Genomic DNA, 25,870 nt, shown 5'->3' with positions numbered 1-25,870 from the left:
GCAATGGATCGCTACGCGCAACTCATGAGCATCGCTCGCAACCTGCTGAACGCTTCGCAGCGCGGCGATTGGACGCTTCTGCAAAGCGTCGATCGTCAGTTGGCCGAGCTGTTGGTCCGCCGGACCGAATGGGGCCAGTGGTCCCAGCAGGAGATGATGGCGCTCGCCACTGTGCAGCGCGCTCACGAGCAGGCTCGCGAACGGTGCGTCGCTGAAACCGAAGCCATGCGGACACGTCTCGGTCAGATTCGCCAGCAGAAAGCGGGCTGGATGGCATATGCAATGAATGGCGAAGTCGCCGAGGAGCGGCCATGAACGCGATTGCATTCGGCGCCGCCCTCGTGAGCAACGAAGCCTTGGCTTCGAACGCACAGTTACTGCTGCCGCAGCTCCCGATCACGCAGATGCCAGGGCTACCGGCTCCTGCACTACCGGTGACTGCCATTCAATTCGGTGAACAGCTGCGCCAGTCGCTGGGCGCCGAGCCCATCGCGCTTGTGCCTGTGCTGGCCCCTCGCATGACGGGCGAGGCAGTGCCGAAAGACCTGCTGCACGAGCAACTGTCGTCTGATGACGCGTCTTCCGACTCGGAACGACAGATGGGCGACGGGCTGCAACCCTTTCCCGGGCTCATCACATTCACGCAGCCCGTTGCTGTTCCGCTGGAGTACGCACAAGGCCCGCGAGAAGCTTCGCGGCCGGCGCCGCAAGCCTCGCAGCCTATCGGTACGGTGCTTCAGCCTCAGCCGATCGGTGCGGTACTTCAGCCTCAGCAGACCGGTGCGGTGCTTCAGCCTCAACAGATCGGCGCAGTGTTTGAGCCTCAGCAGATCGGTGCAGTGCTTCAGCCTCAGCAGATCGTGCCTCGCGACAACACATTGCTGAGCGTGCTCGCGGCGATCCCTGAAACATCTGCGCTGGGTGCGATGACCATCAATCCGGCCACTCTGGCGCCTGCGTCGAAGGGGGCTCACACAGCCGTGCCTGGCGACAACCAGGCATCCTTCGCTGCCACTCAGCTGCCGTCAATCACCAACGCCGGCCTGGCGCAGGCGCTGGTCGACGGGATGACACGGCAGCCCGGCGTCCTGGCTCCGCTATCGGCACAGGCTCCGCAACCGCTCGATCCACAGCGTTCGGCGTTGCAAGTCGCGCTTGGCGATCGTCTGCAGATGCAGATCACTCAGCGCAGCGAGCATGCCGTGATTCGCCTCGATCCGCCCTCGATGGGAACGATCGAGATCGTGATCCGGCGTGACGCCAGCGGCAGCATCCAGGTCCACCTGCGTGCCAGCAATGCCGAGGTCGCACGGCAGTTGCACGGCATTGGCGATTCGCTGCGCCAGGACCTGGTCAATCGTCAGAACGCCGATGTTTCGGTGCACGTGTCCGATCAGTCGCGCGAGCAGAGCGCCGGCCAGCAGCAGGGTCAGCGCCAGTCGCAGGCCCAGCGTGAAGCGCCGGGTCGCGCGCTGTCGGAATCGAATGACGAGTCGTCCAAGGCATTCACCCTGGCGGTGGATGAGGAGCGTGGCGCATGAGTTTCGGAAAGATCGTTGCCACGCTGGTGACAGTATGTGTGGTCGCCGTGGGAGTGGGAGTCGGCGCGACGTGGTGGTTCATGAAGGAGGGCGGCATCGCCACCGCAGAAGCCGCGCCAGCGCGTGAGCGCGACAACCGCGTCTATAAGTATGTGAGCCTCGACAAGGTCATTGTCATGTTGCGCGGCGAGGAAGGTGAGCCGGTGCCGCACTACCTGGCGGTGGACCTCGTGTTCAAGACGCCCGAGCGCGCGGAGCGCCAGACTCGCGAACACTTGCCGTTCCTGCGCAGCGTCGCGGTCAAGGCGCTGTCGACCTTGACCATGGACAAGGCCAGCAGGATGACGGTGGACGAGCTCACCGCCAGCATCAATGAAGCCTACGCGCACCAGTACACGAGCGACGGACAGAATCAGCCGTTCGTCGACGTGATGATCGGCAAGCTGCTGGTCGAATAGGTCGAACAGTCGCACATGCAAGCAGGATACGCAGTAGCCGAGGACTTTGTCGCCGCGCCGCTGAGCGCTGCCGACGAACAGCGCCAGTTGCTGGCGTTCGCGCCTCTGGTGAAGCGCGTCGTCAAGCAGCTGGAGTTGCAGACGGGCGGTGCGCTGGATCGCGAAGACCTGCAGCAGATCGGCCTGATGGGTTTGCTGGACGCGCTGCGTCGCTACGGCATGCCGGACGAAAAGTTTCCTGCTTACGCCAGCGTGCGTGTGCGAGGTGCGATCCTCGATGAGCTGCGGCGGCAGGACTGGCGCCCGCGCACGGTGCGCCAGGAAAGTCACCGAGTCCGTGACGGTGTGAGAGAGCTGGCTCGCAAGTTGGGCCGTGAGCCCTCTGCTGCCGAAACGCAGCAGGCACTGGGCCTGAGCGTCGAGCAGTACCAGGACTATCAGCTGGCACAGAGCGCCGAGCAGCTCGCCAACTTTGACGAGTTGTTACAACAGCTGAGCGAGCAGTCGGGCGACCGGCGGCATTCGCCGGAATCGCACCTGCTGCTCCAGCGCAGCATCGAGCAGGCGCTGCGGCGCTTGAACGATCGGGAGCAGCGCGTGGTGCAGTTGTACTACGAGTTCGATTTGAGCCTGAAAGAGATTGCCCGAGTGCTGGATATCACGGAGGCGCGGGTGTGCCAGATCAACAAGCTGGCATTGCGAAAGTTACGGGAGCTGCTGCAGTAGCAGCGAGGGTCGTTCGATGCAGTCGATTCTTGGCATAGCCACCATCCTGCTGTGTGTGTTCGGCGGTTTCGCCCTGCACGGTGGCGATCTGGGAGTCATCTGGCAGCCGGTGGAGCTGCTGATCATCATCGGCGCCGGTGCCGGCACCATCATCCTCGGCAACCCGCGCCACGTGCTCAGTGAAATGTGGCTGCAGGTGAAGCATGTCCTGAGTCGCCGCAAGGACGGCGAGGAGTTCCAGCGTCAGTTGCTGCTGCTGATGTACGAGCTGTTGCAGACGGCTGCCGGCGGCCTGAAGGCGCTCGACGCGCACGTCGAGGCGCCGCACGAGAGCGAGCTGTTCCAACGCTATCCCATGGTTCTCGAAGAGCCCAAGCTGCTGCACTTCATCGTCGACAACTTCCGCTTGATGGCCATGGGCAAGATCAATGCGCATGAGCTGGAAGGCGTGCTGGAGCAGGAGATCGAGTCGATTCACGAAGAGATGCTGCAGCCGGCGCGCTCACTGGGCAAAGTCAGCGATGCCATGCCTGGCTTCGGCATCCTGGCCGCGGTGCTCGGCATCGTGATGGCCATGAACTCGGTGGCCGCGGGCGCCAATACCGGCGAAGTCGCGATCGCTGTGGCCGCCGCGATGGTGGGTACGTTCATCGGCATCTTCATGTGCTACGGCGTGCTGGATCCGATCTCCAATCGCATGCGTCAGCTGGTCGATGACGAGCGCATGGCGCTGGATTCGGTGAAAGTCGTGCTCGTGACGCATGTGGCCGGCAAGCCGCCGCTGCTCGCCATCGACGCGGGCCGCCGCCTGGTGCAGTTGAACACCAAGCCGAGCTTCGCGCGCCTGGAAAGCTGGATCGACAAGCTGCGCAATCCGGAGCCGGTAGAAGTGCCGGCTACGCCGCGACGTCGCAAAGGAGACTTGCGTGCTCAGCAAGCTTGACAAGAGCCAGCACGCCGTCGTCAAGCGGGTCAGTCGCCGTCAGGCCGACGAAGCGCATGGCAGCGCGGCTTGGAAAGTCGCATTCGCGGATTTCTGTCTCGCGCTGCTGGCGTTGTTCCTGGTGATGTGGCTGATGGCTACGCGCCAGCAGGAACATCTGCAGGAGCTGTTGAAGGCCGCTGGCGGCAGTCTGCTCGACGAAGGTCGTGGTCGCATGTCCGAATCGATGGGCGGTCCGCGCGGCAGCCTGATCGCTCGACAGCCGTTGCCGAGCAATGGCGACACGCTGGCCCTGCGCAGGCTGTCCAGCGGCGATAGCGAGCCGGCGGGTCCTGGCGAAGGCATGCGCTTGTCGAAAGCGCACTACGAATCGCATTCGGACATGGTCGAGCTGTCCAACGTGCTGGCGAAGGTGGGCGAAAAGGTCGGCCTGACGAAAAACGTTCGCACCATCATCACGCCCTACGGTTTGCGCGTGTTGCTGCACGATACCGACAAGCAAGGCATGTTCCAGCGCGGCAGCTCGGTGCCGAACAAGCGCTTCCGCAACCTGCTGCGCACCCTCGGCCCGTTGTTCGAGCAGATCGACAATCAGATGCTGATCGTCGGTCACACCGATTCGCTGCCGTACGCCGATCAAAGCTACAACGCGTTCTCCAACTGGACACTGTCGAGCGAGCGTGCGATGGCGGCGCGCAGTTATCTGCTCGCCGGTGGCATGCCTGCGAATAGCGTGCTGCAAGTGGTCGGCTTGGCCGATCGCGCGCCCATCAATACCGAGGACACAACTGCCCACGAAAACCGTCGTATCGAACTGCTCATTCTCACCAGCGGCCAGGCGCGCAGCATCGCCCAGATGTTCGGAGCGCCGACGGAAACCCTGCCGTTGCTCGAAGACGTGAGCACCAGCCTGCCCGACAGCGATGCCTTGCAGGCGCTGCGCGGCAGGCTGCACAGGGCTATGTAGTCATGCGCACCAAGTCTCGAGGATCAAACATGAAGGTCGTTCCGGGCTCCGCCACCACTGCGGTAACGGGTGTGGCGCCGGCTGCCGAGATTCGCACGCCGCCCGCCACCGCGGTCAGCAACTCGACCAGGCTGCAATCGAGTGTGTTGCAGCCGGCCATGGCGGCTATGAATGAAATGCCGGATATCGATCAGGAAAAAGTTTCGGCGTTGAAGACGGCGCTGGAGCGGGGCGAGTTGCCTTTCAATCCCGCGAAGCTGGCGGCGCTGATCGAGCGCTACCACCGGAGCGGCAGATGACAGCGCGCGAGGCGCTCAGCCGCTTGATCAAGGGCGTGCATGCCGATCTCGGCGACTATCGCACCTTGCGAGAGTTGCTGGATGCGCAGTTCGAAGCTGCGCTCAAGCATCGCACCGCCGTGATCAGCGACGTCGCCGAGCGCATCACGCAGCTGACCGCACAGCTCGAACAACGCCGGGTAGAGCGCCTGGCGCTCGCCAAGGTGCTGCTCGGGAAGAAAGCCAACTTGACGATTTCTGCAGTTGCCGCTCGCTTGCCGGCCAATGTACGCACCGCTTTCGATCAGTGGTGGCAGACCCTGGAGAAGCAAGTGCAGGAGTGCAAGCGCCTGAATCAGCGCAACTGCGATCTGCTGATGAATCAGCAAGAGATTCTGCGACGAGTCATGCAAGCCGGCGGTGGAGATACCTATGCGCCGGCTTGAGCACGACTACTGTTCGCCGGAAGGAACGTCCACCGGTTCGACCGTGTCCTGTGCGATTACGCGTGCGCGGATGATGGTGCCGTTTCTGGAATTCTTCACGGAAATGATTTCGCCGCGCCGGCCGGATTGCAGGGCCTCGGCAGCGACATGCACTTCCACGCCTGCATTGCGCGCGACGATGGTGACCGGCGAGTTGCGTTTTACCAGCAGGCTCTCGCTCAGCCAGCGGCGATCGACCAGCTGTCCGGCGCGTAGAGTGCGTCGACTGGTCTTGCCCGCGACATCTTCGATGCTAGTTACGGCCCCCGGAGTGGCCGTCACGTCGCGACGTGCAAGCTCCAGCGCCGAGGCATCGATCGGCTGTCCTGCTCTGACGTTTTCCGCCGCGACGACCACATCGGCAGCAATCGTTGCTCGAACGATCACCTCACGCCGTTCGCCATTGCACATAACCGCGAAGCGCATGCGCGACGGATGGCGGACGTCGATTGTTTCTATCGGGGCCTCGGTACACCCACCGAGATTTGCTGCAGGTAATTTCAGCTTAAGTTGCGGGTTCGTCCAGCCGATGGACTCGGCGTATCGAACGACGTGCTCCCGTGCAATGCGTTCCACTGCACGCTCGGTTGCACTCGCGGACCAGGCCTTATAGCTGGCTAGCGACAGCAACAGTATCGAGTAACGCAATGCGTGACGCAGCGGCAAGTTGATCTGGAACAGTTTCATCGGAACGACACTTATGGCCTTCAACTTTGACAAAGCCCTGGGCATTCACGCTGACGCCTTGCGCCTGCGCGCCGAGCGCACGCGAGTGCTCGCGTCCAATCTCGCCAACGAGAGCACGCCCGGCTACCAGGCCCGCGACATCGATTTCGCTGCCAGCCTGGCTCGCGCCACAGCCGCCAGCGAAGTGAACGAGCTGGCGTTCGACGGCGCTCCCGAGTTGCTCTATCGCGTGCCCAATCACCCTGCAGCGGATGGCAACACCGTGGAGCTGGGCGTGGAGCAGGCTGCATTCTCGCAGAATGCTTCGGACTTCAATACCTCCCTGACCTTCATCGGCATGAAGCTGCGCGGGTTGGCCAAGGCCATCGAGGGCTAACGCATGTCATTTCGAGATATCGCCAATATCGCCGGTTCCGCCATGACCGCGCAGAGCGTGCGGCTCAACACCATCGCCAGCAACCTAGCCAACGCGGACAGCGCGGCGAGCAGTGCCGCCGATGTTTATCGTGCGCGCAAGCCCGTATTTGCCGCGGTGTTCGATCGCAGCGAGGCCGCCGATGGTCAGCTGGCCGGTGCCCGCGTCCAGGTGCTGGATGTCGTGCAGAGCACTGAGCCGGTGCGTGAGGCGTACGAGCCGGACAACCCGCTCGCCAACGCCGACGGTGTGGTGTTCTACCCGAATGTGAATTCCGTGGCCGAGATGACCGACATGATGGCGGCGTCGCGGGCCTTTGAAACCAATGTCGAAGTGCTGAGCCGGCTCAAGGCCATGCAGCAGTCGCTGTTGCGCCTGGGTGAGGAGTGATCATGACCATTGGCACGAATACAGTGGGTTCCGGTGCTGCCGCTGGCAGCTCCTCGAGCGCCATCAGCGGCAATGGCGAGATGACGCAGCTGTTCACCAGGCTGCTGATCGCGCAGATCCAGAATCAGAACCCGCTCGAGCCCACCGACCCCAGCCAGTTCGTCAGCCAGCTGACGCAGCTCACGCAGGTCGAATCCATGCAGAAGATGGTGGCGCAGACCAGCGCCAGCGCGGCCATGCTGGAGAGCATGCAAGTGATGGCGTTGGGCGCGCAGGTCGGCTCGAACGTGACGGCGGTGGCCGATCGCGTCGTGCTCGATGACGCGGTGGTGCCGGGCCGCTTCACATTGGAGTCGGGCAGCGCTTCGGTGGCGGTCGTGCTCGAAGACGCGACCGGTCAGCAGCGCCGCATCCAGTTGGGTACTCGCCCTGCGGGCGAGGTCAGCTTCGAGATCGATCCGCAGCAGCTGGGGCTCACGCCCGGCTCATATTCCATGCGTGTGGAGACCGCGACCGAGGAGACGCCTGCCATCGAAGTGCAGGGCACCTTGCAGAGTGTGCGCATCTCCGCGACTCACGGCGTGGTGCTCCAGGTCAGCAATCTGGGCAGCATCGTCGCCGGTGCCATCACGGCCTTCAACGGCCGTGCTCAATAAACGTTCAGTTCATCCAGATTCTAGGGAGCGTCCATGAGCTTCAACATCGCTTTGTCGGGCATCAACGCCATCAACACCGAGCTGAACGCCATCAGCAACAACATCGCCAATGCCGGCACGTATGGTTACAAGTCCAGCCGCGCCAACTTCGCGGCAATGTATGCCGGCACGCAAGCGATGGGCACGGAAGTGTCCTCGCTGACTCAGAGCATCGACATCGGTGGTGGCGTGCTGACCACTGGTCGTACCCTCGACGCATCCTTGCAGGGTCGCGGCTTCTTCGTCACGCGGGACTTGAGTGGCGCGGAAGTCTATACGCGCGTCGGCATTTTCTCGGTCAATAAAGATGGTTATCTCTCGGACAGCTTCGGTCGCCGCGTGCAGGGTTATGCCGCGCTTCCCAACAGCACGGCGCTTGGCGCGTTCGGCGATCTGCGAGTGCCGACGGGCCAGATCGCGGCGCAGGCCAGCACGACGCTGAGCTACGTCGGCAACCTGTCCGCCGACTGGACAGTGCCGGCAATGGCGCCGTTCGATAGCACCGATCCGCAGACGTTCAACGGCTCGATGGTGTCGGTGGTGTATGACTCGCTGGGCGTGCAGCACAGCGTCACTCAGTACTTCGTGAAGACTGGCACCAACCAGGTCACCGTGCATTACAGCACCGACGGCACGCCGCTGGCGGCCACGACCGTGCTCGATTTCAACACCAGCGGCCAGTTGGTCGCTCCGGCGGGCGCGGTGGCACTGGCTTTGGGCACGCCGACCGGTGCCGATCCAATCGTGCTCAATGTGAACTACGCGGGTACGACGCAGTCGGCGGGTGAAGCGACCACCACCACCAATGCCACGAACGGCTATGCCGCGGGCACGTATCTCGGTCTGCAGATCGCCGAAGACGGCGGTGTGATGGCCCAATACAGCAACGGTGAGAAACAGCGCATCGGCACGTTGGCTATTGCCACGTTCCCGGCCGAAGGCGAGCTGATCCAGGTGAGCGATACGGCCTGGACGACGTCGAGCGCATCGGGTGCGCCGTTGTATTCCACGCCGGGAGTGGGCACGGCCGGCGGCCTGACTCCGGGCACGCTGGAACAGTCCAACGTCGACATGACCGAACAGCTGGTCATGCTGATGAACTCGCAGCGCAACTATCAGGCCAACAGCAAAGTCATCGCGACCCAGAACGAGATGATGCAGGCGCTGATGCAGGCGGTCTGATCGAAGCTCTGAACTCGGGACTGGCACTCATGGATGCATTGATCTTTACCTTGATGAGTGGTGCGGAGCGTGGCCTGCGTGCTCAGCAGATTCACGCGAACAATCTCGCCAATCTCGAAACGGGTGGCTTTCGCGCGGATCTGGAGCTCGCGACCAGTCAAGCCGTGAACGGCTATGGCTACGACGCGCGCCACATGAGCCAGCTACAGGCGAACTCAGTGGCCTCACGCGAAGGCGTGATGCGCGCCACTGGTCAGGATCTGGATGTCGCGATCTCGGGGCAGGGTTACTTCGCCGTTCAGTTCGGCGACGCAGAGGCGTACACGCGCGCCGGTCATTTCACTGTCGATCAGGACGGACAGCTGACTCTCGATGGCCGCGCCGTGCTCGGCGACGGCGGCCCGATCGTGTTGCCGCAGTTTTCCCGCGTGCAGATTGCAACCGACGGCGTGATCTCGATCCAGGCGCCTGGCCAGCTGGAAATTCAGGAGGTCGATCGGTTGCGCCTGGTCAAGCCCAATCCGGCCGAAGTCACCAAGAATCAGGCGGGCTTGATCGTCGCCCGCAACGGCGAGCCCTTGCCGCCGGATGAGACGGTCGTGGTGCGCAGTGGTCATCTCGAAGGCAGCAACGTGTCGGCCATCGAGGAAATGATCGCGGTCATGAATCTCACTCGCGAGTTCGAGATTCAGATGAAGCTGTATCGCGCCGCCGATGCCATGGCCGAAAACGGCAACCGGCTGGTTGGCGCGTGACGGTCACTCTCGAACCCATTTTTACGGAAGCTCTCCCATGAATCCAGCAATGTGGATCAGCAAGACCGGCGTGCAGGCCCAGGATGCCAAGCTGCAGGCCATCGCCAACAACCTCGCCAACGTGAACACGGTGGGTTACAAGCGCGATCGCGCCGTGTTCGCCGATCTGTTCTATCAGGTCGAGCGTCCGCCCGGCGCGCGCAACGACGACAACACCGTGTTGCCGTCCGGTGTGCAACTCGGCAACGGCACGCGCCTGGTCGGCACGCAGAAGGTGTTCACCACCGGCAACCTGCAGACCACGGGCCAGACTTTCGACGTGGCTATTCAGGGCCAGGGCTTTTTCCAGGTCGAAATGGCGAACGGCGAATTTGCGTACACGCGCGCCGGCCAGTTGCAGCTCAGCGATGAAGGCCGCTTGACCAATGCGCAGGGCATGCCGATCGCGCCGGAAGTAACCATTCCCGTGAACGCCACGAACGTCGTCATTGGCGAGAACGGCGAAGTGTCGGTGACCGTTCCGGGCAACACCCAGCCGGTGCAGGTCGGCCAGCTGACGCTGGTGAACTTCATGAATCCCGCCGGCCTGCTGGCGCTCGGCGACAACCTGTATCAGGAGACTGTCGCGAGCGGCGTGCCGACCGAAGGCATTCCGGGCGAAGACGCACTCGGCAAGCTCAAGCAGGGCGCGCTCGAAGGCTCGAACGTGCAGGTCGTCGAAGAGATGGTCGACATGATCGCTGCACAACGCACCTACGAAATGAACACGAAGGTGCTCAGCTCGGCCGACAACATGCTGCAGTATCTCGCGGCGGCCATGCGGTAATGGCCATGAACGTTCGCCGGTCCACGCTTCTCGCAGTCCTCACGGCGGTGTTCGTGCTGTCGGGATGCTCCGTGCTGCCGCGTCAGAAGGCGGCGGAAGAGTCGCCGACCCTGCCGGAATTCACCGCGTTGCCCAAAGGCACATCGGGCGGTGTGTTCACCGCGGAGCGGCCGTGGGCGTTGGTCGCGGACGTGCGTGCGTTCCGTCCCGGCGACGTGTTGACGGTGGTATTGCAAGAAACGACTCAGGCTCGCAAGAGCGCCGACACCAAGTTCAGCAAGAGCAGCAGCGTCGATCTACCGAACTTCCGTGTCGGTGGCACCACGGTGAAAGGCGACACCGCCATCTCGGCCGACCGCGAGTTCTCCGGTGGCGCCACCAGCACTCAACAGAATGCCTTGCAGGGCGCGCTGACCGTCATCGTGCAGGAAGTGCTGCCAAACGGCCTGTTGCGCGTGCACGGCGAGAAAAGTCTGTATCTCAATCAGGGCGAGGAATTTCTGCGCGTGTCCGGCTTCGTGCGTGCGGAAGACATCGATGCCGAGAATCGAATTTCTTCGCAGCGTGTCGCGAATGCACGCATCGCCTATTCAGGTCGAGGCAGTCTGGCCGATGCCAATTCGGCGGGCTGGCTGACGCGCTTCTTCAGCAGCCCGTGGATGCCGTTCTGAGGATCTGCTCCATGCATATGCAACGAATTCTTTGTGCTCTGGCGGTGGCCTTGCTGGTCAGCGTCCCCAGCATGAACGCCGCGGCCAACGTGCCGCAGTCGATGACCAAGCCGTTGCGCTCGCTCGTCAGCGTTGAAGGCGTGCGTGAGAACCAGTTGCTGGGCTATGGTCTCGTGGTCGGATTGCAGGGTACGGGCGATGGCACGCAGGTGAAGTTTGCCGGTCAGTCCGTGGCCAACATGCTCAAGCAGTTCGGCGTAAAGTTGCCCGAAGGCACCGATCCCCGGCTGCGTAACGTCGCCACCGTGATGGTGAGCGCAGTGTTTCCTCCCGGCTACCGCCGCGGTCAGAAGATCGACGTGACGGTGTCGTCGATGGGCGATGCCAAGAGCTTGCGCGGCGGATTGTTGTTACTGACGCCGTTGCGCGCAGCCGATTCTGAAGTGTACGCGCTCGCGCAGGGCAATCTCGTCGTTGGCGGCCTGGCCGCGCAAGGTGCGAGTGGCTCGAGCGTCACGGTGAATTCGCCAACCTCCGGCCGCATCCCCAATGGCGCAACTATCGAGCGCGAGATCGAGACCGACTTCGACACGCGCCCCACCGTGTTGCTGAGCCTGAAGCTGCCGAGCTTCCAGACCGCTACCAACATCGTGCAAGCCATCAACCGTCGCTATGGCGCCGTCGCCACGACGCGCAATGCGACGAGCGTCGAAGTGGTTGCTCCCATGGACCCGACGCAGCGAGTGGCATTCGTGGCGGGCTTGGAGTCGCTGCCGGTGGACATCGGCGCTGCGCTGCCCAAAGTCGTTTTCAATTCGCGCACCGGCACTGTCGTGATTTCCGAAGGCGTGCGTGTGCGCTCGGCCGCGATCTCGCACGGTGGTCTGAAAGTGATCATCACCGAGACGCCGCAGGTCAGCCAACCGGGACCGCTGAGCAGGGGCGAGACGGTGGTCACGCCACAGTCCGATGTTTCCGTCACGCAAGACTCGGGCCGCATGTTCGAGTGGCCGGAAGGCGTGAGCCTGCAAGCGATCATCGATACGGTCAACAGCACCGGTGCCACACCTGATGACCTGATGGCCATCCTGCAAGCACTCGATCAGGTCGGTGCGATCGAAGGCGAGTTGACGGTCATCTAGGACGCCGCCATGGTGAATGTCACTGCAGTCAAATCGCCCGCTAACGACGCCTCCGAAGACACGATCTATCGCGCCAAGGTTCAGCACGCGGCCGAGCAGTTCGAGAGTTTCTTCATCGCACAGATGCTCCGTCAGATGCGCAGTGCTACGCGGGAGATCGCCGGCGAGGGCAGCGTCTTCGGCAGCAACAACCATCGCGACATGCTCGACTTCGCGGACACGTCGTTCGCCGACGCGTTGGCGCAGCAACGTGCGTTCGGTATCGCCGACGTGATCGTTCGCCAACTGCTGCCCCAGCAGAAGATTTAAGTCCCGGGCCCGGCCGGTCGCTTTGCTTGCATGGATAGCTAGTTTCGGATGCGCCAGCGATGAGCATTATCTACAACGCATTGTCGGGAGCGCTGGCGGCACAGGCGGCCTTGGCCACTACCAGCCAGAACGTCGCCAATGTGATGACGCCCGGCTACACGCGCCAGGGCGTCCTGCTGGCGTCGGTGGCGCCGTACCAGAGCGGCGCGCTCAGCGCTGGCGCGGGCGTGAAAGTGCCGGCACTGCTGCGCTTCAGCGATGGTTACAAGAGCCTGCAGTTGTGGAGTGCCGCGTCCGAGCTCGGCCAGCGAGCGACGGCGCAGCCGTACTTCACGCAGCTGGAACAGGTGATGGGCGATGAAGCGTCCGGCATCAACAGCGGACTCGACGCCTTCTTCGGTGCGTTGAACGCCGCCAGCACCGATCCCACTTCGAGCCCGTTGCGCCAGCAGATCATCACGGCGGCCGATGCTCTGGCGCAGCGCTTCAATACCCTCACGCAGGTGCTGTCCAATCAGCGGCAGGCGGTCGTGCAGCAGCGCCAGATCTTGATCACGCAGATCAATGGCATCGCGGCCGACATCGCCGAGCTGAATCGCGAGATCGCGGCGACGCAAGGCAGCGGCGTGAATCCGTCTCCTCTCATCGATTCGCGCGACAACAAGATTGACGAGCTCGCCAGTATGGTTGCCTTGCAAGTGGTCGAGCAAGCCGACGGCTCGCGCAGCGTCTCGCTGCGTGGCGGCCAGCCGCTAGTCGTTGGCGCGCGTGCCGCGACTATGACCGCGACCACCAATCCCGACGGCTCGCAGACCTTGCAATTGGGTTTCGCGTCGGAAGTATTCGCAGTGCCCACGACCAATCTGGGGGGCGAGCTCGGCGGTCTTCAGGATTACGAAAGCAAGACGCTCGTGCCGATGATGCTCTCGGTCAGCGATATGGCCGAGCAGTTCGCGGACGCCGTCAACACTCAGCTGGCGGCAGGCTTCGCGCCGGACGGAACGGCCGGCACGCCGTTGTTCGAATTCGATTCCACGACAGTGATCGGCATGCTGCGCGTGCGCCCCGGCATCATCGGCAGCGACCTGGCGTTTTCGGCCGTCGCCACCGCGGCGGGCAACAGCGACAACCTGCTGGCTTTGATCGGGCTGCGCAGCCAGCCGGTCACATTGCCTGGCCTCGGCGCTGTTTCCCTGGCGGATGCTTCGACGCAGTTGGTCGCCAGGCTGGGCATGAGCAGTCAGCAGAATCAGGCAGCATTGGACACTGCGCGGACCGTGCGCAACCAGGCCGAGGAAAGCTGGAAGTCCACCAGCGGCGTCAACACCGACGAGGAAGCCGTCAACCTGATGCAGTACCAGCAAATGTATCAGGCCAACATGAAAGTCATTGCAGTGGCCAACGAGCTGTTCGACAGCACGCTGGCCATTTTGCGTTGATCGAGATCACGAGCGAACGATGCGCATCAGCAGCACGCAATATCACACCACCATGAACACGGCGCTGCAGAAGGCGTCCTCTCGACTCGAGGACATCCTGCAGAAGATGGCCAGCGGCCAGAAATATTCGCTGCCGTCCGAGCATCCTGTGACCACGGTCCGCATGTCGCGCCTGTATCGCGAAGAAGCCGCGCTCGATCAGTATCGCGAGAACATCGGCGCGCTGCAGAACCGGCTGACCCAGAACGAGGTGTATCTGACCAGCATGACCAACGACATGCTCAGTGCACGCGATCTGCTGGTCTGGGCGGCGGACGGTGCAAACACTTCGGAAGATGTCGCTGCCATGGCAGGGTCGTTGCGGCCGCTGCTGGATAGCTTGTTCTATGTCGCCAACACGACTGATGCCGAGGGTCGATATCTATTTTCCGGTACGCTCGTCGGCGCGCCGACCATCACGTATGATTCCGCTGCAGCCGTGGGAGCTCGTTACAGCTTCACCGGCAACACGGAACTGCAACAGGTGGCTGTGGGCCCGGGCGTCACGCAGCCGGCGAACACCACGCTGCCCGAGATTGCCGGGCTGCTGAACGACCTGGATCGCGCTCTCACGACGTTGCAGATTCCTGGTGTGGACGTGGATGATCCGGCCACACGTGCGGAGATCGTCGGTGCGCTCGACACTCTCGATGTAGTCATCGAAAGCATCGGTGGCCGCATCGCGGGCCTGGGTGGCGCACAGAACATCCTCGCGACCATGGAGACGGGCCACGCCAATGTGAGCCTGGCGAACAAGCAGGCGGCGTTGACGCTGGGGCAGCTCGACTACGCCGATGCTGCCGTGAAACTCAATGGCTTTTCGACAGCAGTGCAGGCCACGCAGAAGGCGTATGCCGAGGTCAGCAAGCTGTCGCTCTTCAACGCGCTCTAAGGCAAACGTTCAGCGCCGCTGAAGCATGCAACTCCCAGTCGTAGATTCCGGTCGGCAGGTTACTCCGCGTGGTGCCATCGAAGGCGTGGCGCTGACGCGGACCGCATTTCCCGCGCCGGTCGCCAAGATCGAGCCGATTGCACCGGCTACGCTGCGCGGCGGGCTGACGAACCACCACGGCCAGCTCAATCGGCAGGTGGCTGGCGCTCAACAAGCGTTGCAGTTTCTGACCGAAGCGGATGCGCGATTGCGCGCGCTTCGCAAGGAGCTGAACTCTGGGGACGCATCAGCCGCGATCGAGAAGTTCAATCAGTTCTGGCAGCAACGGGCGACCGCCACCGGTGGCGCGTTGGATGGCAATCTGAAGTTCAATGCGGACGCGCAGGCGAGACAGGAATTCGCGGTACGCGGCTTGAGCTTCGAGGCTTTGCTGAATGGCGACACCGAAACATTGAGCTTTGCCGTCGGCCGCTGGTCACGGCAGTCCAGTTCCGTCACGGTCGATCCGCATCAATCGCCGTCCGCCATTGTCGGTGCACTAGATCGTGCGTTGGCGCCCATGGGCGTGCGTGCGACTCGCGACGCGAAGGGCGAGTTGGCATTCAGCGTGCCCGAAGCCAACTGGCCACAAGTGCGCGATTCGCTGGCCATTCGCGGTGGCGGCCGCCGCTTTCCCACAGGGCAGTTCAATCACGTTCGCGTGGTCCCGGCCGAACAGGCCATCCAACCGTCGAAGTGGAGCAGCGCGGACGAGGCCTCGACTCGTCGGACCTTGCAGGAAATTGCGCAGGCCCGGCTGCTCATCCGGCAGTCTCACGGGACGGTCCGATCCGCTCTGGCGCAGGCGGCCCAGAACATCGACGGCAGTTCGGAGATTGCTGCGAAAGAGCGCGCCCATCTGCAAAATTTCGCCGAGCAGTACGCGGACACACTGGCCCGTGGCGACTCGGCAGCCATCGCAGCCACCGTGCCGGCCGTTGCAAGTATTTCCAAGCGTACCGTTTCGGCGCTGTTGGCGGCCAGTCCAGCAACGAGCTGACTTTTGCTAGCATCGTACGCGGGCAGTGGAGTGCTGCTCGCTCGATGAGGCAAGTTACGCGTGGACTATCTGTTACGGCTGGCGACCGCCGCCGATGAGCCGCTGTTGCACGACTTGATCGCGCGCTCCATTCGTGAGCTCGGCGCTGGCGATTACACAAGGCCGTGGGCGAGGCCGCGAAAGAAGGCGCCGAGGCGGTGAAGGAAGGCGCGAAAGAAGCCAAGAAGGCCATGAAGGGCGAGAAGTGACGGCATGAACAAAATGACGCATCCGTGCGGGCCGCGAGTGAATCTCACATTTCGACGCGTGGTTGCTGTGCAACGTTGAGACGGCTGCATCGCAGGGTCATGCCGGATAGTCGGTATAACCTTTCTCGCCGGGTGTATAGAAAGTGCTCGTATCCGGTGCTCGTAGTGCTGCGCCGGTTTGCAACTTCTCGACCAGATTCGGATTGGAAATGAGCGGGCGGCCGAACGCCACCAGGTCACCGCGCTGTTCCTCGAGGTCGGCCGCGGCACGGGCGGCATCATAGCCGCCGGAGAGAATGTACTTGCCCTCGAACGCTGCGCGCAGTCTCGATTTCAGTTCTGGACTGACCGGCGGAGCGCCCATCGAGCTGTGATCCACGATGTGAATGTAGAGCAGCCCAAGAGTGTTCAGCCGCTCGATGAGTTGCAGATAGAGATCATCCGTCTGTGCATCCGCGATGCTGCCATTGAATACGCCGTCCGGTGACAAACGAATGCCAACGCGCTCCGGGCCGATCGCTTCGACACTGGCCTTCGCCACGGCGTCGGCGAAGCGAATCCGGTTCTCGACGCTGCCGCCCCATCGGTCGGTGCGCTGGTTGGAGCCAAGATTCAAGAACTGTTCGATCAGATAACCATTGGCGCCATGCAACTCCACGCCGTCAAAGCCGGCTTGAATCGCCAGCCTGCTCGATGTCGCAAACTCCTCGATGGCGTGCGCGATGTCCGCTTCGGTCATTACTTCCGGAGTGGGGAAGGGCTGTTGGCCGCTCTGGTCGGTCCACATTTCGCCGGGAGTTGCGATGGCCGATGGACCGAGCACGCGTGCACCCTCTGGCAAATTGAGCGGGTGCGAAACACGTCCGGTGTGCATCAACTGCACGAATATCTTACCGCCGGCGCGATGTACGGCGTCCGTGACCGCTTTCCAACCGGCCACCTGTGCCTCGTTGTACAAGCCGGGAATGCGCGCGTAGCCCAAGCCATCGGGCGACGGCGATGTGCCTTCCGTGATGATTAGACCGGCGTTGGATCGCTGGCGATAATACTCAACCATCAATTCGTTAGGAACGTTTCCTATTGCGCGACTGCGCGTCATTGGAGACATGACTACGCGATTCTTTAGATCGATACGGCCGAGCCTGGTTGGCGTGAACAGAGGGTTGGTCATGAGCATTCCGTCGTTGAGCCACGATCCGTGGCATGGGCAAACGATATCGGGCGGCCGGGATGAAAAAATCCCCGTGGCGGGAATGAATCTCATGCTTTGAACGAGGGCAATCGGCAGGCACTCCAGAACCTGGAGCGCGGTTCGCGCGTTGTAGCTGCTGGCATCACTACTGCGGCGCGCGAATGATTCATTCAGGACAACGACAGCTGGTCGGCTTCATCTCGTGGCTGGCGGTATGCTTCGTCGCGTCGGCGATCGGCGCTTTCGCTTCGATTCAGGCGGGTTCGTTCTACCTGTCTCTGGAGAGGCCGGCGTGGGCGCCACCGGCCGCTATTTTCGGCCCCGTCTGGAGCATTCTCTATGGGTTGATGGCGATCGCGGCATGGATGGTGTGGCGCGAAGGTGGCTTTCGTCACGCTCGCTCGGCGCTGACGCTCTTCCTGGTGCAACTTGCTTTCAATGCGATCTGGAGCTGGCTCTTTTTCGCCTGGCGCCTGGGAATGCTGGCCTTCATCGACATCCTGGTGCTGTGGGTGCTGCTAGTAGCTACTATCATCGCTTTCTGGCGGATCCGGCCGCTGGCCGGCGCCTTGCTCATTCCGTATCTGCTGTGGGTGAGTTTTGCCGCTGCGCTCAATTACAGTGTCTGGCGCATGAATCCCGAAATGCTCGGTGGTTGAGGTTCATCGGCTGGCTGCGATCGAGCGCGGGGATGCATATTCACGGTGCACAGCCGATAATCGCCGCCATGTCATCCACCGTAGCGCTCGATGCGCACCTCTACCTGCCGATCAGCGATCAACAGCTGAGCGCCGTTCTGGACGAGAACGTCGACTTCGAGCAGTCCATGGCTGCGCTCGGGGCGCCGCAACTGGCTGCGTTGATGATCGTGCATGCGCTGCCTTCTCTGCCGTTGGAGCAAGCATCCCGGGCGGAGCACTTGTTGAGCCGGGCGATTGAGCTCGTCAATGCGCGCAGCGCAGAGCTGGGGTTGGAAGAGTTCCGCCGAGGCATGAGTCCCGAGCTGGAGCGAGCGAAACTCAAAGCCGGATACCGGTTGCTCGACGACTATGGGATCGTGCTCTTGGAGCCCGACCTCGTCCGCTGGCGCAGCTATCTCACTGAGAACTACGAGTGGGATCGCGAATTCTGCGAGCGTCATCGGCAGCGACTACGCGAGCCGCTTCAAGAGGTGATGCTGCCGTCGGGATACGGACGACTGCTGACGAGTCAGCAAAGCGGCGTCTACCGAACGGTCGTCGCGCAACCGGATGATCACTTGCACGTGCAGGGCTACGCGGGCAGCGGCAAGTCATTGCTCATCCATGCACTGTTGGATCTGTTACGAAGTAAGCAGCGACTACGAAGCAAGCAGCGACACGTGCTGGTGCTCGCGGAGCGGCCGCGGCAGTTGCGTGCGCTCATGGCCGGCATCGAAGGGGTCGATCGGGTCGACGGATTGACCTTCGGCCAGTTGGCCACGCAGATCACGCCGCCGGATCTGATCCACAAAGGGCAGCGGGGTGCGTACTACGAGAACAGCAGTCGCAACCCGATGCATGACGACGTCATTGCTCGTCATCTGGGGGTTCATCCGGTTGGCAACCTCTCCGCGATCCAGATCGTTCAATTCGCCCGTAGGACCGTGGCTGCATTCTGCGCGACGGGAGATCGCGAGATCGGTGAGCAGCACTTGCCGGCGGACATCGTTGATCCGGTCGCGCGGCAGGTCGTTCTTCATCATTCGTGCGAGTTGTGGACGGCGACGATTGCCCCTGGAACTGGCGACTTTCGACCGCCGATGCGGGCCGTTCATCGCATCAAGCTGGCCGCGCTGCAGAAGTGGACGATTCCAGCGAAGTACACGCACATTCTGCTCGACGAGTGTCACGATCTTTCCAAGCCGCTGCTGCAGATCCTGGATGTGAGCTCGCAAGCGGCCATCTCCTTCGGCGATGAGTATCAACATCTTCGTGGGCGAGCCTACTCCCGTGCCAGCACCATCAAGCGCTGCCTCATCACGCAGTCAGTGCGCTCGCCCAAGGCCATCGAGGCGATTGCCAATCCGCTCATTCAATCGCATCCGGGCGAGACCAAGGAGCTGTTCCAAGGTCATCGCAGGTTTCGAGCCGAAGTCACGTACTACTCGGCGCCGCAGGTTCCGAGTCGACCAGTCACGGTGCTGACACAAGATTGGTGGGAGCTGTTCGATTGGGCGCAACGGCTGGCAACCCGCGGGTTGGTTATTCAGCCGTTGAGTGACTTTGCTCGCCTGGGGCAGTGGGTCGAGGATTGCATCGAGCTTTACTGGCATGGCACGCGCCCGAGGGATGCATCGCTGTTTCGCTACCATTCCTGGGACGACGCGCGACGCGCGCTGGGTTGGCATCGCGGGTTTCAGAAGATGGACGAGTTGCTGCAGAAGGGTTACCGGCGCGAGCATTGGGGCAAGACGACCAAGCAGGTCGACCCGCGTGCGTCTGGTGGATACGCACTCGGATTGATCGAAGATGTTCGCAATCTCGAGTTTCCGGAAGTGATGTTGGCGCCGAATGTGGTTGCCGACTTGTGGAGCGAAGTGCCGGGTGCTCGCGCGACGGCAAGTTCACTGGTGTACGTTGCCGTGACTCGGGCACAGCATCGGCTGCTGGTGCCGAAGACGCTCAGGGATTGGATCGAGGAGCGGGGCGGGGGCGTTCGATCAGTTCACTTCGATGAGCGTGTTCGGGAGGGGAATGTGGTATGGGGCGGGCATCGAGGCAAGTGCCGGATGGACCCGAAAACTGCTGGAGCATGCGCGAAATGAGATCCGCCGGTCGACGCTCCCGCTTGCCATCCCTTACCCACCCCCGTAAACTCCGCGACCCCTGACTAGCGTCTCTACTTGGTAACAGGTGGCGGCGAAACGGGGGTTGTAGGTAGCGCTTCCGGGCATATATAAGGTGTCCGGGTACGAAAGGGCCCCGTTTGAAGGGCCTTTTTCGCTTCTGGAGCCAGCGGGACCGGCCCGGCGCAGAAACCTGACGGCGTATCTAGATGACGTATTAGGGGAGTCGGGCGGATCTCAAGGCCGCCTGGCAGGAAGGGACGGAGAGTGAGAATGGGCCTTGGGGCCCATTTTTCGTTTCGGCGACGGTAAAAACCGGCCCGGCGGAGCTCTTCCGGCGCGGGACAACAAGCGCCGGGGCAAGGGCGAAACCTGCGGGTCGGGTGGGCCACAGTTCAAAACCGGAGGTGACCGATGCTGCGAGACCAGCTGGGCGGGCTGCTCGGTCCGGTCGTGGCCGGCCTGGGATACGAGCTGTGGGAAATCGAGTACGCGCCGCGGGCCGGCGGCGGGCTGTTGCGGCTGTATATCGACAGCCCGGACGGCATTTCACTGGACGATTGCGAGAAGGTGAGTCGGGCGGTCAGCGCGGTGCTGGACGAGGCCGACCCCATTCCCAACGAGTACACCCTGGAAGTGTCCTCGCCGGGACTGGACCGGGTGCTCAGGACCCAGGACCACTTCGCGCGCTTTGCGGGCGAGCGGGTCAAGGTGGAAATGATCGCGCAGATCAACGGCCGCAAGCGCTTCCAGGGGCGGTTGCAAAAGGTGGGCGAGAGCGAGATTACGCTCGATATGGACGGTAGCGAGGTGACGCTGCCGATCGACGATATTCACCGGGCGCGGTTGGTCCCGGACGTATAAGGCGGCGACGGGAGTCGCTCCAGGTTAGCGGAGTTCGCACGATGAACAAAGAAATTCTGATGGTTGTGGACGCGGTCTCCAACGAGAAGGGCGTCGACAAGGAAATCATCTTCGAGGCGCTCGAAGCTGCGCTCGCGTCCGCGACTCGCAAACGTCACGGCGAAGGTATCGACGTGCGCGTCTCCATCAACCGCAAGAGCGGCGACTACGACACCTGGCGCCGTTGGAAAGTGTTCGCCGACGACTCCACCGAGCTGGAATTCCCGGACAGCGAGCTGCGCCTGGAAGACGCCAAGGACATCGATCCGAACGCGGAAGTCGGTGGCTACGTCGAAGTGCCGATGGAGTCGGTGGCATTCGGCCGTATCGCCGCCCAGACCGCCAAGCAGGTCATCGTGCAGAAGGTGCGCGAAGCCGAGCGGGCGCAGGTGGTCGATGAGTTCAAGAGCCGTCAGGGCACGCTGGTGTCCGGTATCGTCAAGCGCGTCGATCGCAACGGCGTGTTCGTGGACCTCGGCGGCAATGCCGAGGGCTTCATCCCGCGCGACCAGATGATTCCCCGCGAGCCGATCCGTTCGCAGGATCGCGTGAAGGCTTATCTGGCCGAGGTGCGCACCGAGCAGCGCGGCCCGCAGCTGTTTCTGACTCGCACGGCCCCGGAGTTCCTGATCGAGCTGTTCAAGCTGGAAGTGCCGGAAGTCGGCCAGGGCCTGATCCAGATCCTCGGCGCCGCTCGCGATCCGGGCGTCCGCGCCAAGATCGCCGTGAAGAGCAACGACAGCCGTATCGACCCGGTCGGGGCGTGCGTGGGCATGCGTGGCTCTCGCGTCCAGGCGGTGTCGAACGAGATCGCCGGCGAACGTGTGGACATCATTCCTTATGACGACAATCCGGCGCAGTTCGTGATCAATGCCATGGCGCCGGCGGAAGTGGTGTCCATCGTGGTCGACGAGGACTCGCATTCCATGGATATCGCAGTGACCGAGGAAAAGCTGTCGCAGGCCATCGGCCGCGGCGGCCAGAACATCCGTCTGGCCAGCGAGCTGACCGGCTGGGAGCTGAACGTGATGACGCAGCAGGCCGCCGAAGCCAAGAGCGAAGGCGAGTCGCAGAAGCTCATCGACCTGTTCAAACAGCAACTGGACGTGGACGAGGACGTGGCGGCGATCCTGGTGCAGGAAGGGTTCTCCACCATCGAAGAGATCGCCTATGTGCCGGCTTCGGAGCTGTCCAACATCGAGGAGTTCGACGAGGACATCATCAAGGAGCTGCGTAACCGCGCCCGTGACGTGCTGCTGACGCAGGCGATCGCGAGCGAGGAAGAGATCGACAACGCCGAGCCTGCGGAAGATCTGCTGCAGGTGGAAGGCATGGACGACGAGCTGGCGCGCAAGCTCGCCAGCAGAGGCATCGTGACGCGTGAGGATCTCGCCGAGCAGGCGATCGATGACCTGACGGAGATCGAGGGCGTGGATAACGAGCGCGCGGGCGCGCTCATCATGGCGGCGCGTAAGCACTGGTTCGACTCTGCGGGGCAACAGGCTTGAGCGGGGTCGTAATTGGTAGCGGGTCGGGAGGGCGTATATGGCGGATGTGACGGTTAGCCAATTTGCCGAGGTACTGAAAGTACCCGTCGAGCGGCTGCTGACGCAGCTCGATGAAGCCGGGATTCAAGTCTCCGGCGCGAATGACACGATCAGCGACGACGCCAAGATGGAGCTCTTGACGTTCCTGCGCCGTGCACACGGCCGGCAGGATTCCACTGCGCCTCGCAAGATCACCTTGAAGCGCAAGTCCCAGGGCGAAATCAAAGTCGCCTCGGCACAGGGCCGTGCGCGCCTGGTCAATGTCGAAGTTCGCAGCAAGAAAACGTATCTGAATCGCAGCGTGCTCGAAGAGCAGGCACGCGGACCGGCGACGACTCCTGCGGCTGAAGATCAGGCCGCTGAGCGCGCCTCCGCAGCGGCTGCTGAAGAAGCGGCGGCGCGTGCTGCCGCTCAAAACGCCGCTATCGCCGCCAAGAATGCGGAGGCTGCTGCTGAGCAGGCCGCGCAGGCTGCGGCTGCCGCGGCTCAGAATGCCGCGAAGACCGAAGCCGAGAAGGCCGCTCAGGCGGCTGCCGAAGCTGCGGCGGAAGCGGCGCGCCAGGAAGCCGATCGCCTGCAGAAAGAGCAAGCCGAAGCCGAGGCACGCGAGCAGGTCGCTCGCGAGCAGAAGCGGCTCGAGGACGAGATTCGACGGATGGCGGACCAGGAAACCCGTCAATCTGCCGAAGACGAAGCGCGCCGTATGGCCGAAGCCGCGGCTCGTGCCGAAGCCGAGCGCAAGCAACAGGAAGCGGCGGCAGCGGCGCCTCGCGCTCCGGAACGTGCCGGCAAGCGTGGCGGTGCCGGCGAGCGTCCGCAACGCGCCGAGTTGCACGTGTCGAGCGATGCCAGTGCGCGGTTCAAGAAGAGAAAACAGCAGGCAGCAGCCGGCGCCCGCTCGCGCGGTCGTCCGACGCAGATCAATGTCGGCACTCAGCATGGCTTCGAACGTCCGGCCGCGCCGGTCAAGCGCGACGTGCAGATCGGCGAGACGATCACCGTCGGCGAGCTGGCACAGCGCATGGCCGTGAAGGCCAACGAAGTCATCAAGGTGATGATGAACATGGGCGTGATGGCCACCATCAACCAGCCCATCGATCAGGACACCGCGGTGCTGGTGGTGGAAGAGCTGGGCCACAACCCCATCCTTCACAAGGAGAGCGCGATCGAGGACGAGTTGCAGGCCACCGATGCCTCGCACGAGCTCGAAGCGCGTCCGCCGGTCGTCACCATCATGGGTCACGTCGACCATGGCAAGACCTCGCTGCTCGACTACATTCGCCGCACCAAGGTGGCGGCGGGCGAAGCGGGCGGCATCACGCAGCACATCGGCGCGTATCACGTCGAGACGCCGAAGGGCGTCATCACGTTCCTGGATACGCCGGGTCACGCCGCGTTCACCGCGATGCGTGCCCGTGGCGCTCAGGTGACGGACGTGGTCGTGCTGGTCGTCGCGGCCGACGACAGCGTCATGCCGCAGACCATCGAAGCGATTCAGCACGCCAAGGCGGCTGAAGTGCCCATCGTCGTGGCGATCACCAAGGTCGACAAGCACGAGGCCGATCCGGAGAAGGTCAAGAACGATCTGGCCCGCTACGAGGTGCTGCCCGAGGCTTGGGGTGGCGACACGATGTTCGTAAACGTGTCGGCGCACACCGGCCAGGGCATCGACGAGTTGCTCGACACGATTCTGCTGCAAGCGGAAGTATTGGACTTGAAGGCGACGCGTTCGGGCCCCGCGGCCGGTGTCGTGGTCGAGTCCAGCATGGAGAAGGGCCGCGGCGCCGTGGCTACCGTGCTCGTCAAGCGTGGCACGCTGAAGCCGGGCGATCCGATCATTGCGGGCACCGAATTCGGTCGCGTTCGCGCCATGTTCGACGAGACGGGCGCGCAGGTCACCGAAGCGGGTCCGTCGTTGCCGGTGGTTGTGCTCGGCTTGTCGGGTGCGCCCAATGCGGGCGACGAGTTGCTCGTGGTCGAGAGCGAACGCAAGGCTCGCGAAGTCGCGTTGTATCGCCAGGGCAAGTTCCGCGATACCAAGCTGGCCAAGCAGGGTCCGGCGAAGCTCGAAGACATGCTTTCGCAGATGGGCGATGGCAAGGTCGCGACCGTGCATGTCGTCATCAAGGCGGACGTGCAGGGCTCGGCCGAAGCGTTGCGCGACTCGCTCACCAAGCTGTCCACCGACGAAGTGGCGGTCAAGGTGATCGGCAGCGGCGTCGGCGGCATCACCGAGTCGGACGTGACCATGGCGATGGCGGCCAACGCCCGCATCATCGGCTTCAACGTGCGTGCGGACAGCTCGGCTCGCAACCTGATCAAGGAATCGGGTGTCGACGTTCGTTACTACAGCATCATCTACGAAGCCATCGATGACATGCGTGCGTTGCTGACGGGCATGCTGGCGCCGGAAGTGAAGGAACAGATCGTGGGCCTCGCCGAGGTGCGCGAAGTGTTCCGCTCCAGCAAGTTCGGCACGGTGGCGGGTTGTATCGTCGTGGACGGCTATGTCCGCCGGAACAATCCCATCCGTGTGCTGCGTAATAACGTGGTGATCTTCGAGGGCGAGCTGGAATCGCTGCGCCGCTTCAAGGACGACGTCAATGAAGTTCGTGCCGGCACCGAATGCGGTATCGGCGTGAAGAACTACAACGACGTGCAGGTGGGCGACCAGATCGAGTGCTTCTCGCGCGTCGAAGTCGCTCGTACGCTGGACGCCTGATTCTCGAGGTTTGATGTCGACTAAGTCCTATCCCCGTGCCAAGCGGGTCGGCCAGCAGATTCAACGCGCGCTGAGCGAGTTGATCCGACGCGAGCTGCGCGACCCGCGGCTGGGCATGATCACGTTGACCGACGTGCGCATGTCCAGCGACCTGAGCTACGCGAAGATCTATTACTCGGTGCTGGGTGCCGACCCGCACCTGGCACAGCAAATCCTCACGCAGGCCGCGGATATCCTCCGCGGCCCGCTGGGCCGTTCGCTGGGTATCCGGCACAGTCCGGAGCTGAGGTTCGTGCCGGATGAGTTGATCGAGAGCGGGGCGAGGCTGTCGGCGCTGATCAACAAGGCTGTGAAGGATGATCAGGCCCGGCACGTCGATGACGAGCCGGTCGCGCAGTCCGACGGCGCCGCTGAATCAGATGAGGACGGCCACTACGATTCGGACCAGGACGAGGATGGTCACTATGACTCCGACCAGGACGACGAGTCGGACCTCGAAGACCCGGATCAGGACGACTCGGACCAAGACGACTCGGACCAAGACGACACAGCGTCCCCAAGGCGCTAGAACGG

28 protein-coding genes are annotated in these 25,870 nt (G+C 62.9%); 26 read left to right on the top strand and 2 right to left on the bottom strand.

The window, feature by feature from the left end; translation table 11 throughout:
* The first annotated feature begins 3 nt into the window (after window positions 1-3).
* Genes VGE08_RS22990 through flgN form a run of 8 tightly spaced genes read left to right on the top strand, consistent with a single transcriptional unit; the run spans window position 4 to window position 5,359 of the window.
* Window positions 4-315, top strand: a complete 312-nt coding sequence (locus VGE08_RS22990; protein ID WP_331070266.1) for a hypothetical protein — start codon at window positions 4-6, stop codon at window positions 313-315.
* Window positions 312-1,541, top strand: coding sequence for a flagellar hook-length control protein FliK (locus tag VGE08_RS22985; protein ID WP_331070265.1), 1,230 nt, complete (start codon window positions 312-314; stop codon window positions 1,539-1,541). Before VGE08_RS22990 ends, VGE08_RS22985 begins: the two co-directional genes overlap by 4 nt.
* On the top strand, window positions 1,538-1,999 hold the full coding sequence (locus tag VGE08_RS22980) for a flagellar basal body-associated FliL family protein (protein ID WP_331070264.1): 462 nt from the start codon (window positions 1,538-1,540) through the stop codon (window positions 1,997-1,999). The genes VGE08_RS22985 and VGE08_RS22980 overlap by 4 nt, the downstream gene beginning before the upstream one ends.
* A 15-nt stretch (window positions 2,000-2,014) precedes the next feature.
* Window positions 2,015-2,725 carry a FliA/WhiG family RNA polymerase sigma factor gene (locus tag VGE08_RS22975; protein ID WP_331070263.1) on the top strand — a complete coding sequence of 237 codons (711 nt, stop codon included), beginning with the start codon at window positions 2,015-2,017 and terminating at the stop codon, window positions 2,723-2,725.
* 16 nt (window positions 2,726-2,741) lie between these two features.
* Complete coding sequence (gene motA, locus VGE08_RS22970; RefSeq protein ID WP_331070262.1) at window positions 2,742-3,668, top strand: flagellar motor stator protein MotA; 927 nt, start codon at window positions 2,742-2,744, stop codon at window positions 3,666-3,668.
* Complete coding sequence (locus VGE08_RS22965; protein ID WP_331070261.1) at window positions 3,652-4,635, top strand: flagellar motor protein MotB; 984 nt, start codon at window positions 3,652-3,654, stop codon at window positions 4,633-4,635. Before motA ends, VGE08_RS22965 begins: the two co-directional genes overlap by 17 nt.
* Window positions 4,636-4,664: 29 nt before the next feature.
* Window positions 4,665-4,934, top strand: coding sequence for a flagellar biosynthesis anti-sigma factor FlgM (gene flgM, locus VGE08_RS22960; protein ID WP_331070260.1), 270 nt, complete (start codon window positions 4,665-4,667; stop codon window positions 4,932-4,934).
* Window positions 4,931-5,359, top strand: coding sequence for a flagellar export chaperone FlgN (gene flgN, locus VGE08_RS22955; protein ID WP_331070259.1), 429 nt, complete (start codon window positions 4,931-4,933; stop codon window positions 5,357-5,359). Before flgM ends, flgN begins: the two co-directional genes overlap by 4 nt.
* A gap of 6 nt (window positions 5,360-5,365) precedes the next feature.
* Here the strand turns inward: flgN and flgA are convergent, their stop codons facing one another.
* The gene (gene flgA, locus VGE08_RS22950) at window positions 5,366-6,085 is read right to left on the bottom strand and encodes a flagellar basal body P-ring formation chaperone FlgA (RefSeq protein WP_331070258.1); all 720 of its coding nucleotides are present in this window, start codon (window positions 6,083-6,085) and stop codon (window positions 5,366-5,368) included.
* A gap of 13 nt (window positions 6,086-6,098) precedes the next feature.
* On the opposite strand from flgA, the gene flgB reads away from it, so the two are divergent.
* Genes flgB through VGE08_RS22890 form a run of 12 tightly spaced genes read left to right on the top strand, consistent with a single transcriptional unit; the run spans window position 6,099 to window position 15,879 of the window.
* On the top strand, window positions 6,099-6,461 hold the full coding sequence (gene flgB, locus VGE08_RS22945; RefSeq protein ID WP_331070257.1) for a flagellar basal body rod protein FlgB: 363 nt from the start codon (window positions 6,099-6,101) through the stop codon (window positions 6,459-6,461).
* 3 nt (window positions 6,462-6,464) lie between these two features.
* The gene (gene flgC, locus VGE08_RS22940; protein ID WP_331070256.1) at window positions 6,465-6,890 is read left to right on the top strand and encodes a flagellar basal body rod protein FlgC; all 426 of its coding nucleotides are present in this window, start codon (window positions 6,465-6,467) and stop codon (window positions 6,888-6,890) included.
* Window positions 6,891-6,892: 2 nt separating this feature from the next.
* Window positions 6,893-7,546, top strand: a complete 654-nt coding sequence (locus VGE08_RS22935; protein WP_331070255.1) for a flagellar hook capping FlgD N-terminal domain-containing protein — start codon at window positions 6,893-6,895, stop codon at window positions 7,544-7,546.
* Between the two features lie 33 nt (window positions 7,547-7,579).
* Window positions 7,580-8,767 (top strand): flagellar hook-basal body complex protein, encoded by a 1,188-nt coding sequence (locus VGE08_RS22930; RefSeq protein ID WP_331070254.1) that lies wholly within the window; start codon window positions 7,580-7,582, stop codon window positions 8,765-8,767.
* 29 nt (window positions 8,768-8,796) lie between these two features.
* Window positions 8,797-9,522, top strand: a complete 726-nt coding sequence (locus VGE08_RS22925) for a flagellar basal body rod protein FlgF (RefSeq protein ID WP_331070253.1) — start codon at window positions 8,797-8,799, stop codon at window positions 9,520-9,522.
* A gap of 37 nt (window positions 9,523-9,559) precedes the next feature.
* Window positions 9,560-10,348, top strand: a complete 789-nt coding sequence (gene flgG / locus VGE08_RS22920) for a flagellar basal-body rod protein FlgG (RefSeq protein WP_331070252.1) — start codon at window positions 9,560-9,562, stop codon at window positions 10,346-10,348.
* A 5-nt stretch (window positions 10,349-10,353) separates the two neighbouring features.
* Entirely contained in the window at window positions 10,354-11,019 is a 666-nt protein-coding gene (gene flgH, locus VGE08_RS22915) for a flagellar basal body L-ring protein FlgH (protein ID WP_331070251.1), read from the top strand.
* A gap of 11 nt (window positions 11,020-11,030) precedes the next feature.
* A complete protein-coding gene (locus tag VGE08_RS22910; protein ID WP_331070250.1) occupies window positions 11,031-12,161 on the top strand; it encodes a flagellar basal body P-ring protein FlgI in 1,131 nt (376 codons plus the stop codon).
* A 9-nt stretch (window positions 12,162-12,170) separates the two neighbouring features.
* On the top strand, window positions 12,171-12,470 hold the full coding sequence (locus tag VGE08_RS22905) for a rod-binding protein (protein WP_331070249.1): 300 nt from the start codon (window positions 12,171-12,173) through the stop codon (window positions 12,468-12,470).
* A 59-nt stretch (window positions 12,471-12,529) separates the two neighbouring features.
* Window positions 12,530-13,909, top strand: coding sequence for a flagellar hook-associated protein FlgK (gene flgK / locus VGE08_RS22900; RefSeq protein WP_331070248.1), 1,380 nt, complete (start codon window positions 12,530-12,532; stop codon window positions 13,907-13,909).
* Between the two features lie 19 nt (window positions 13,910-13,928).
* On the top strand, window positions 13,929-14,840 hold the full coding sequence (gene flgL / locus VGE08_RS22895; protein ID WP_331070247.1) for a flagellar hook-associated protein FlgL: 912 nt from the start codon (window positions 13,929-13,931) through the stop codon (window positions 14,838-14,840).
* Window positions 14,841-14,865: 25 nt separating this feature from the next.
* A complete protein-coding gene (locus VGE08_RS22890) occupies window positions 14,866-15,879 on the top strand; it encodes a hypothetical protein (protein WP_331070246.1) in 1,014 nt (337 codons plus the stop codon).
* 345 nt (window positions 15,880-16,224) lie between these two features.
* Here the strand turns inward: VGE08_RS22890 and VGE08_RS22885 are convergent, their stop codons facing one another.
* Window positions 16,225-17,298: an alkene reductase gene (locus tag VGE08_RS22885; protein ID WP_331070245.1), complete on the bottom strand. Its 1,074-nt coding sequence runs from the start codon at window positions 17,296-17,298 to the stop codon at window positions 16,225-16,227.
* Window positions 17,299-17,480: 182 nt separating this feature from the next.
* Between VGE08_RS22885 and VGE08_RS22880 the strand changes: the two genes are divergently transcribed.
* The 6 genes from VGE08_RS22880 (at window position 17,481) to rbfA (ending at window position 25,865) form a co-directional block, all read left to right on the top strand.
* Window positions 17,481-17,978 carry a TspO/MBR family protein gene (locus tag VGE08_RS22880; protein WP_331070244.1) on the top strand — a complete coding sequence of 166 codons (498 nt, stop codon included), beginning with the start codon at window positions 17,481-17,483 and terminating at the stop codon, window positions 17,976-17,978.
* Window positions 17,979-18,046: 68 nt separating this feature from the next.
* Window positions 18,047-20,104: a hypothetical protein gene (locus tag VGE08_RS22875; protein ID WP_331070243.1), complete on the top strand. Its 2,058-nt coding sequence runs from the start codon at window positions 18,047-18,049 to the stop codon at window positions 20,102-20,104.
* A gap of 435 nt (window positions 20,105-20,539) precedes the next feature.
* The gene (rimP, locus tag VGE08_RS22870; protein WP_331070242.1) at window positions 20,540-20,989 is read left to right on the top strand and encodes a ribosome maturation factor RimP; all 450 of its coding nucleotides are present in this window, start codon (window positions 20,540-20,542) and stop codon (window positions 20,987-20,989) included.
* A gap of 41 nt (window positions 20,990-21,030) precedes the next feature.
* Window positions 21,031-22,536 carry a transcription termination factor NusA gene (gene nusA / locus VGE08_RS22865; protein WP_331070241.1) on the top strand — a complete coding sequence of 502 codons (1,506 nt, stop codon included), beginning with the start codon at window positions 21,031-21,033 and terminating at the stop codon, window positions 22,534-22,536.
* A gap of 37 nt (window positions 22,537-22,573) precedes the next feature.
* Window positions 22,574-25,297, top strand: a complete 2,724-nt coding sequence (gene infB / locus VGE08_RS22860; RefSeq protein ID WP_331070240.1) for a translation initiation factor IF-2 — start codon at window positions 22,574-22,576, stop codon at window positions 25,295-25,297.
* A 13-nt stretch (window positions 25,298-25,310) separates the two neighbouring features.
* Window positions 25,311-25,865 carry a 30S ribosome-binding factor RbfA gene (rbfA, locus tag VGE08_RS22855; RefSeq protein ID WP_331070239.1) on the top strand — a complete coding sequence of 185 codons (555 nt, stop codon included), beginning with the start codon at window positions 25,311-25,313 and terminating at the stop codon, window positions 25,863-25,865.
* Window positions 25,866-25,870 lie beyond the last annotated feature (5 nt).

Origin of the sequence: Steroidobacter sp. (assembly GCF_036406195.1) — a bacterium.
In the GTDB taxonomy this organism is placed as follows: domain Bacteria; phylum Pseudomonadota; class Gammaproteobacteria; order Steroidobacterales; family Steroidobacteraceae; genus Steroidobacter.
Note: the sequence above shows the minus strand (reverse complement) of the source record. Positions and strands in the feature narration are given on the sequence as shown.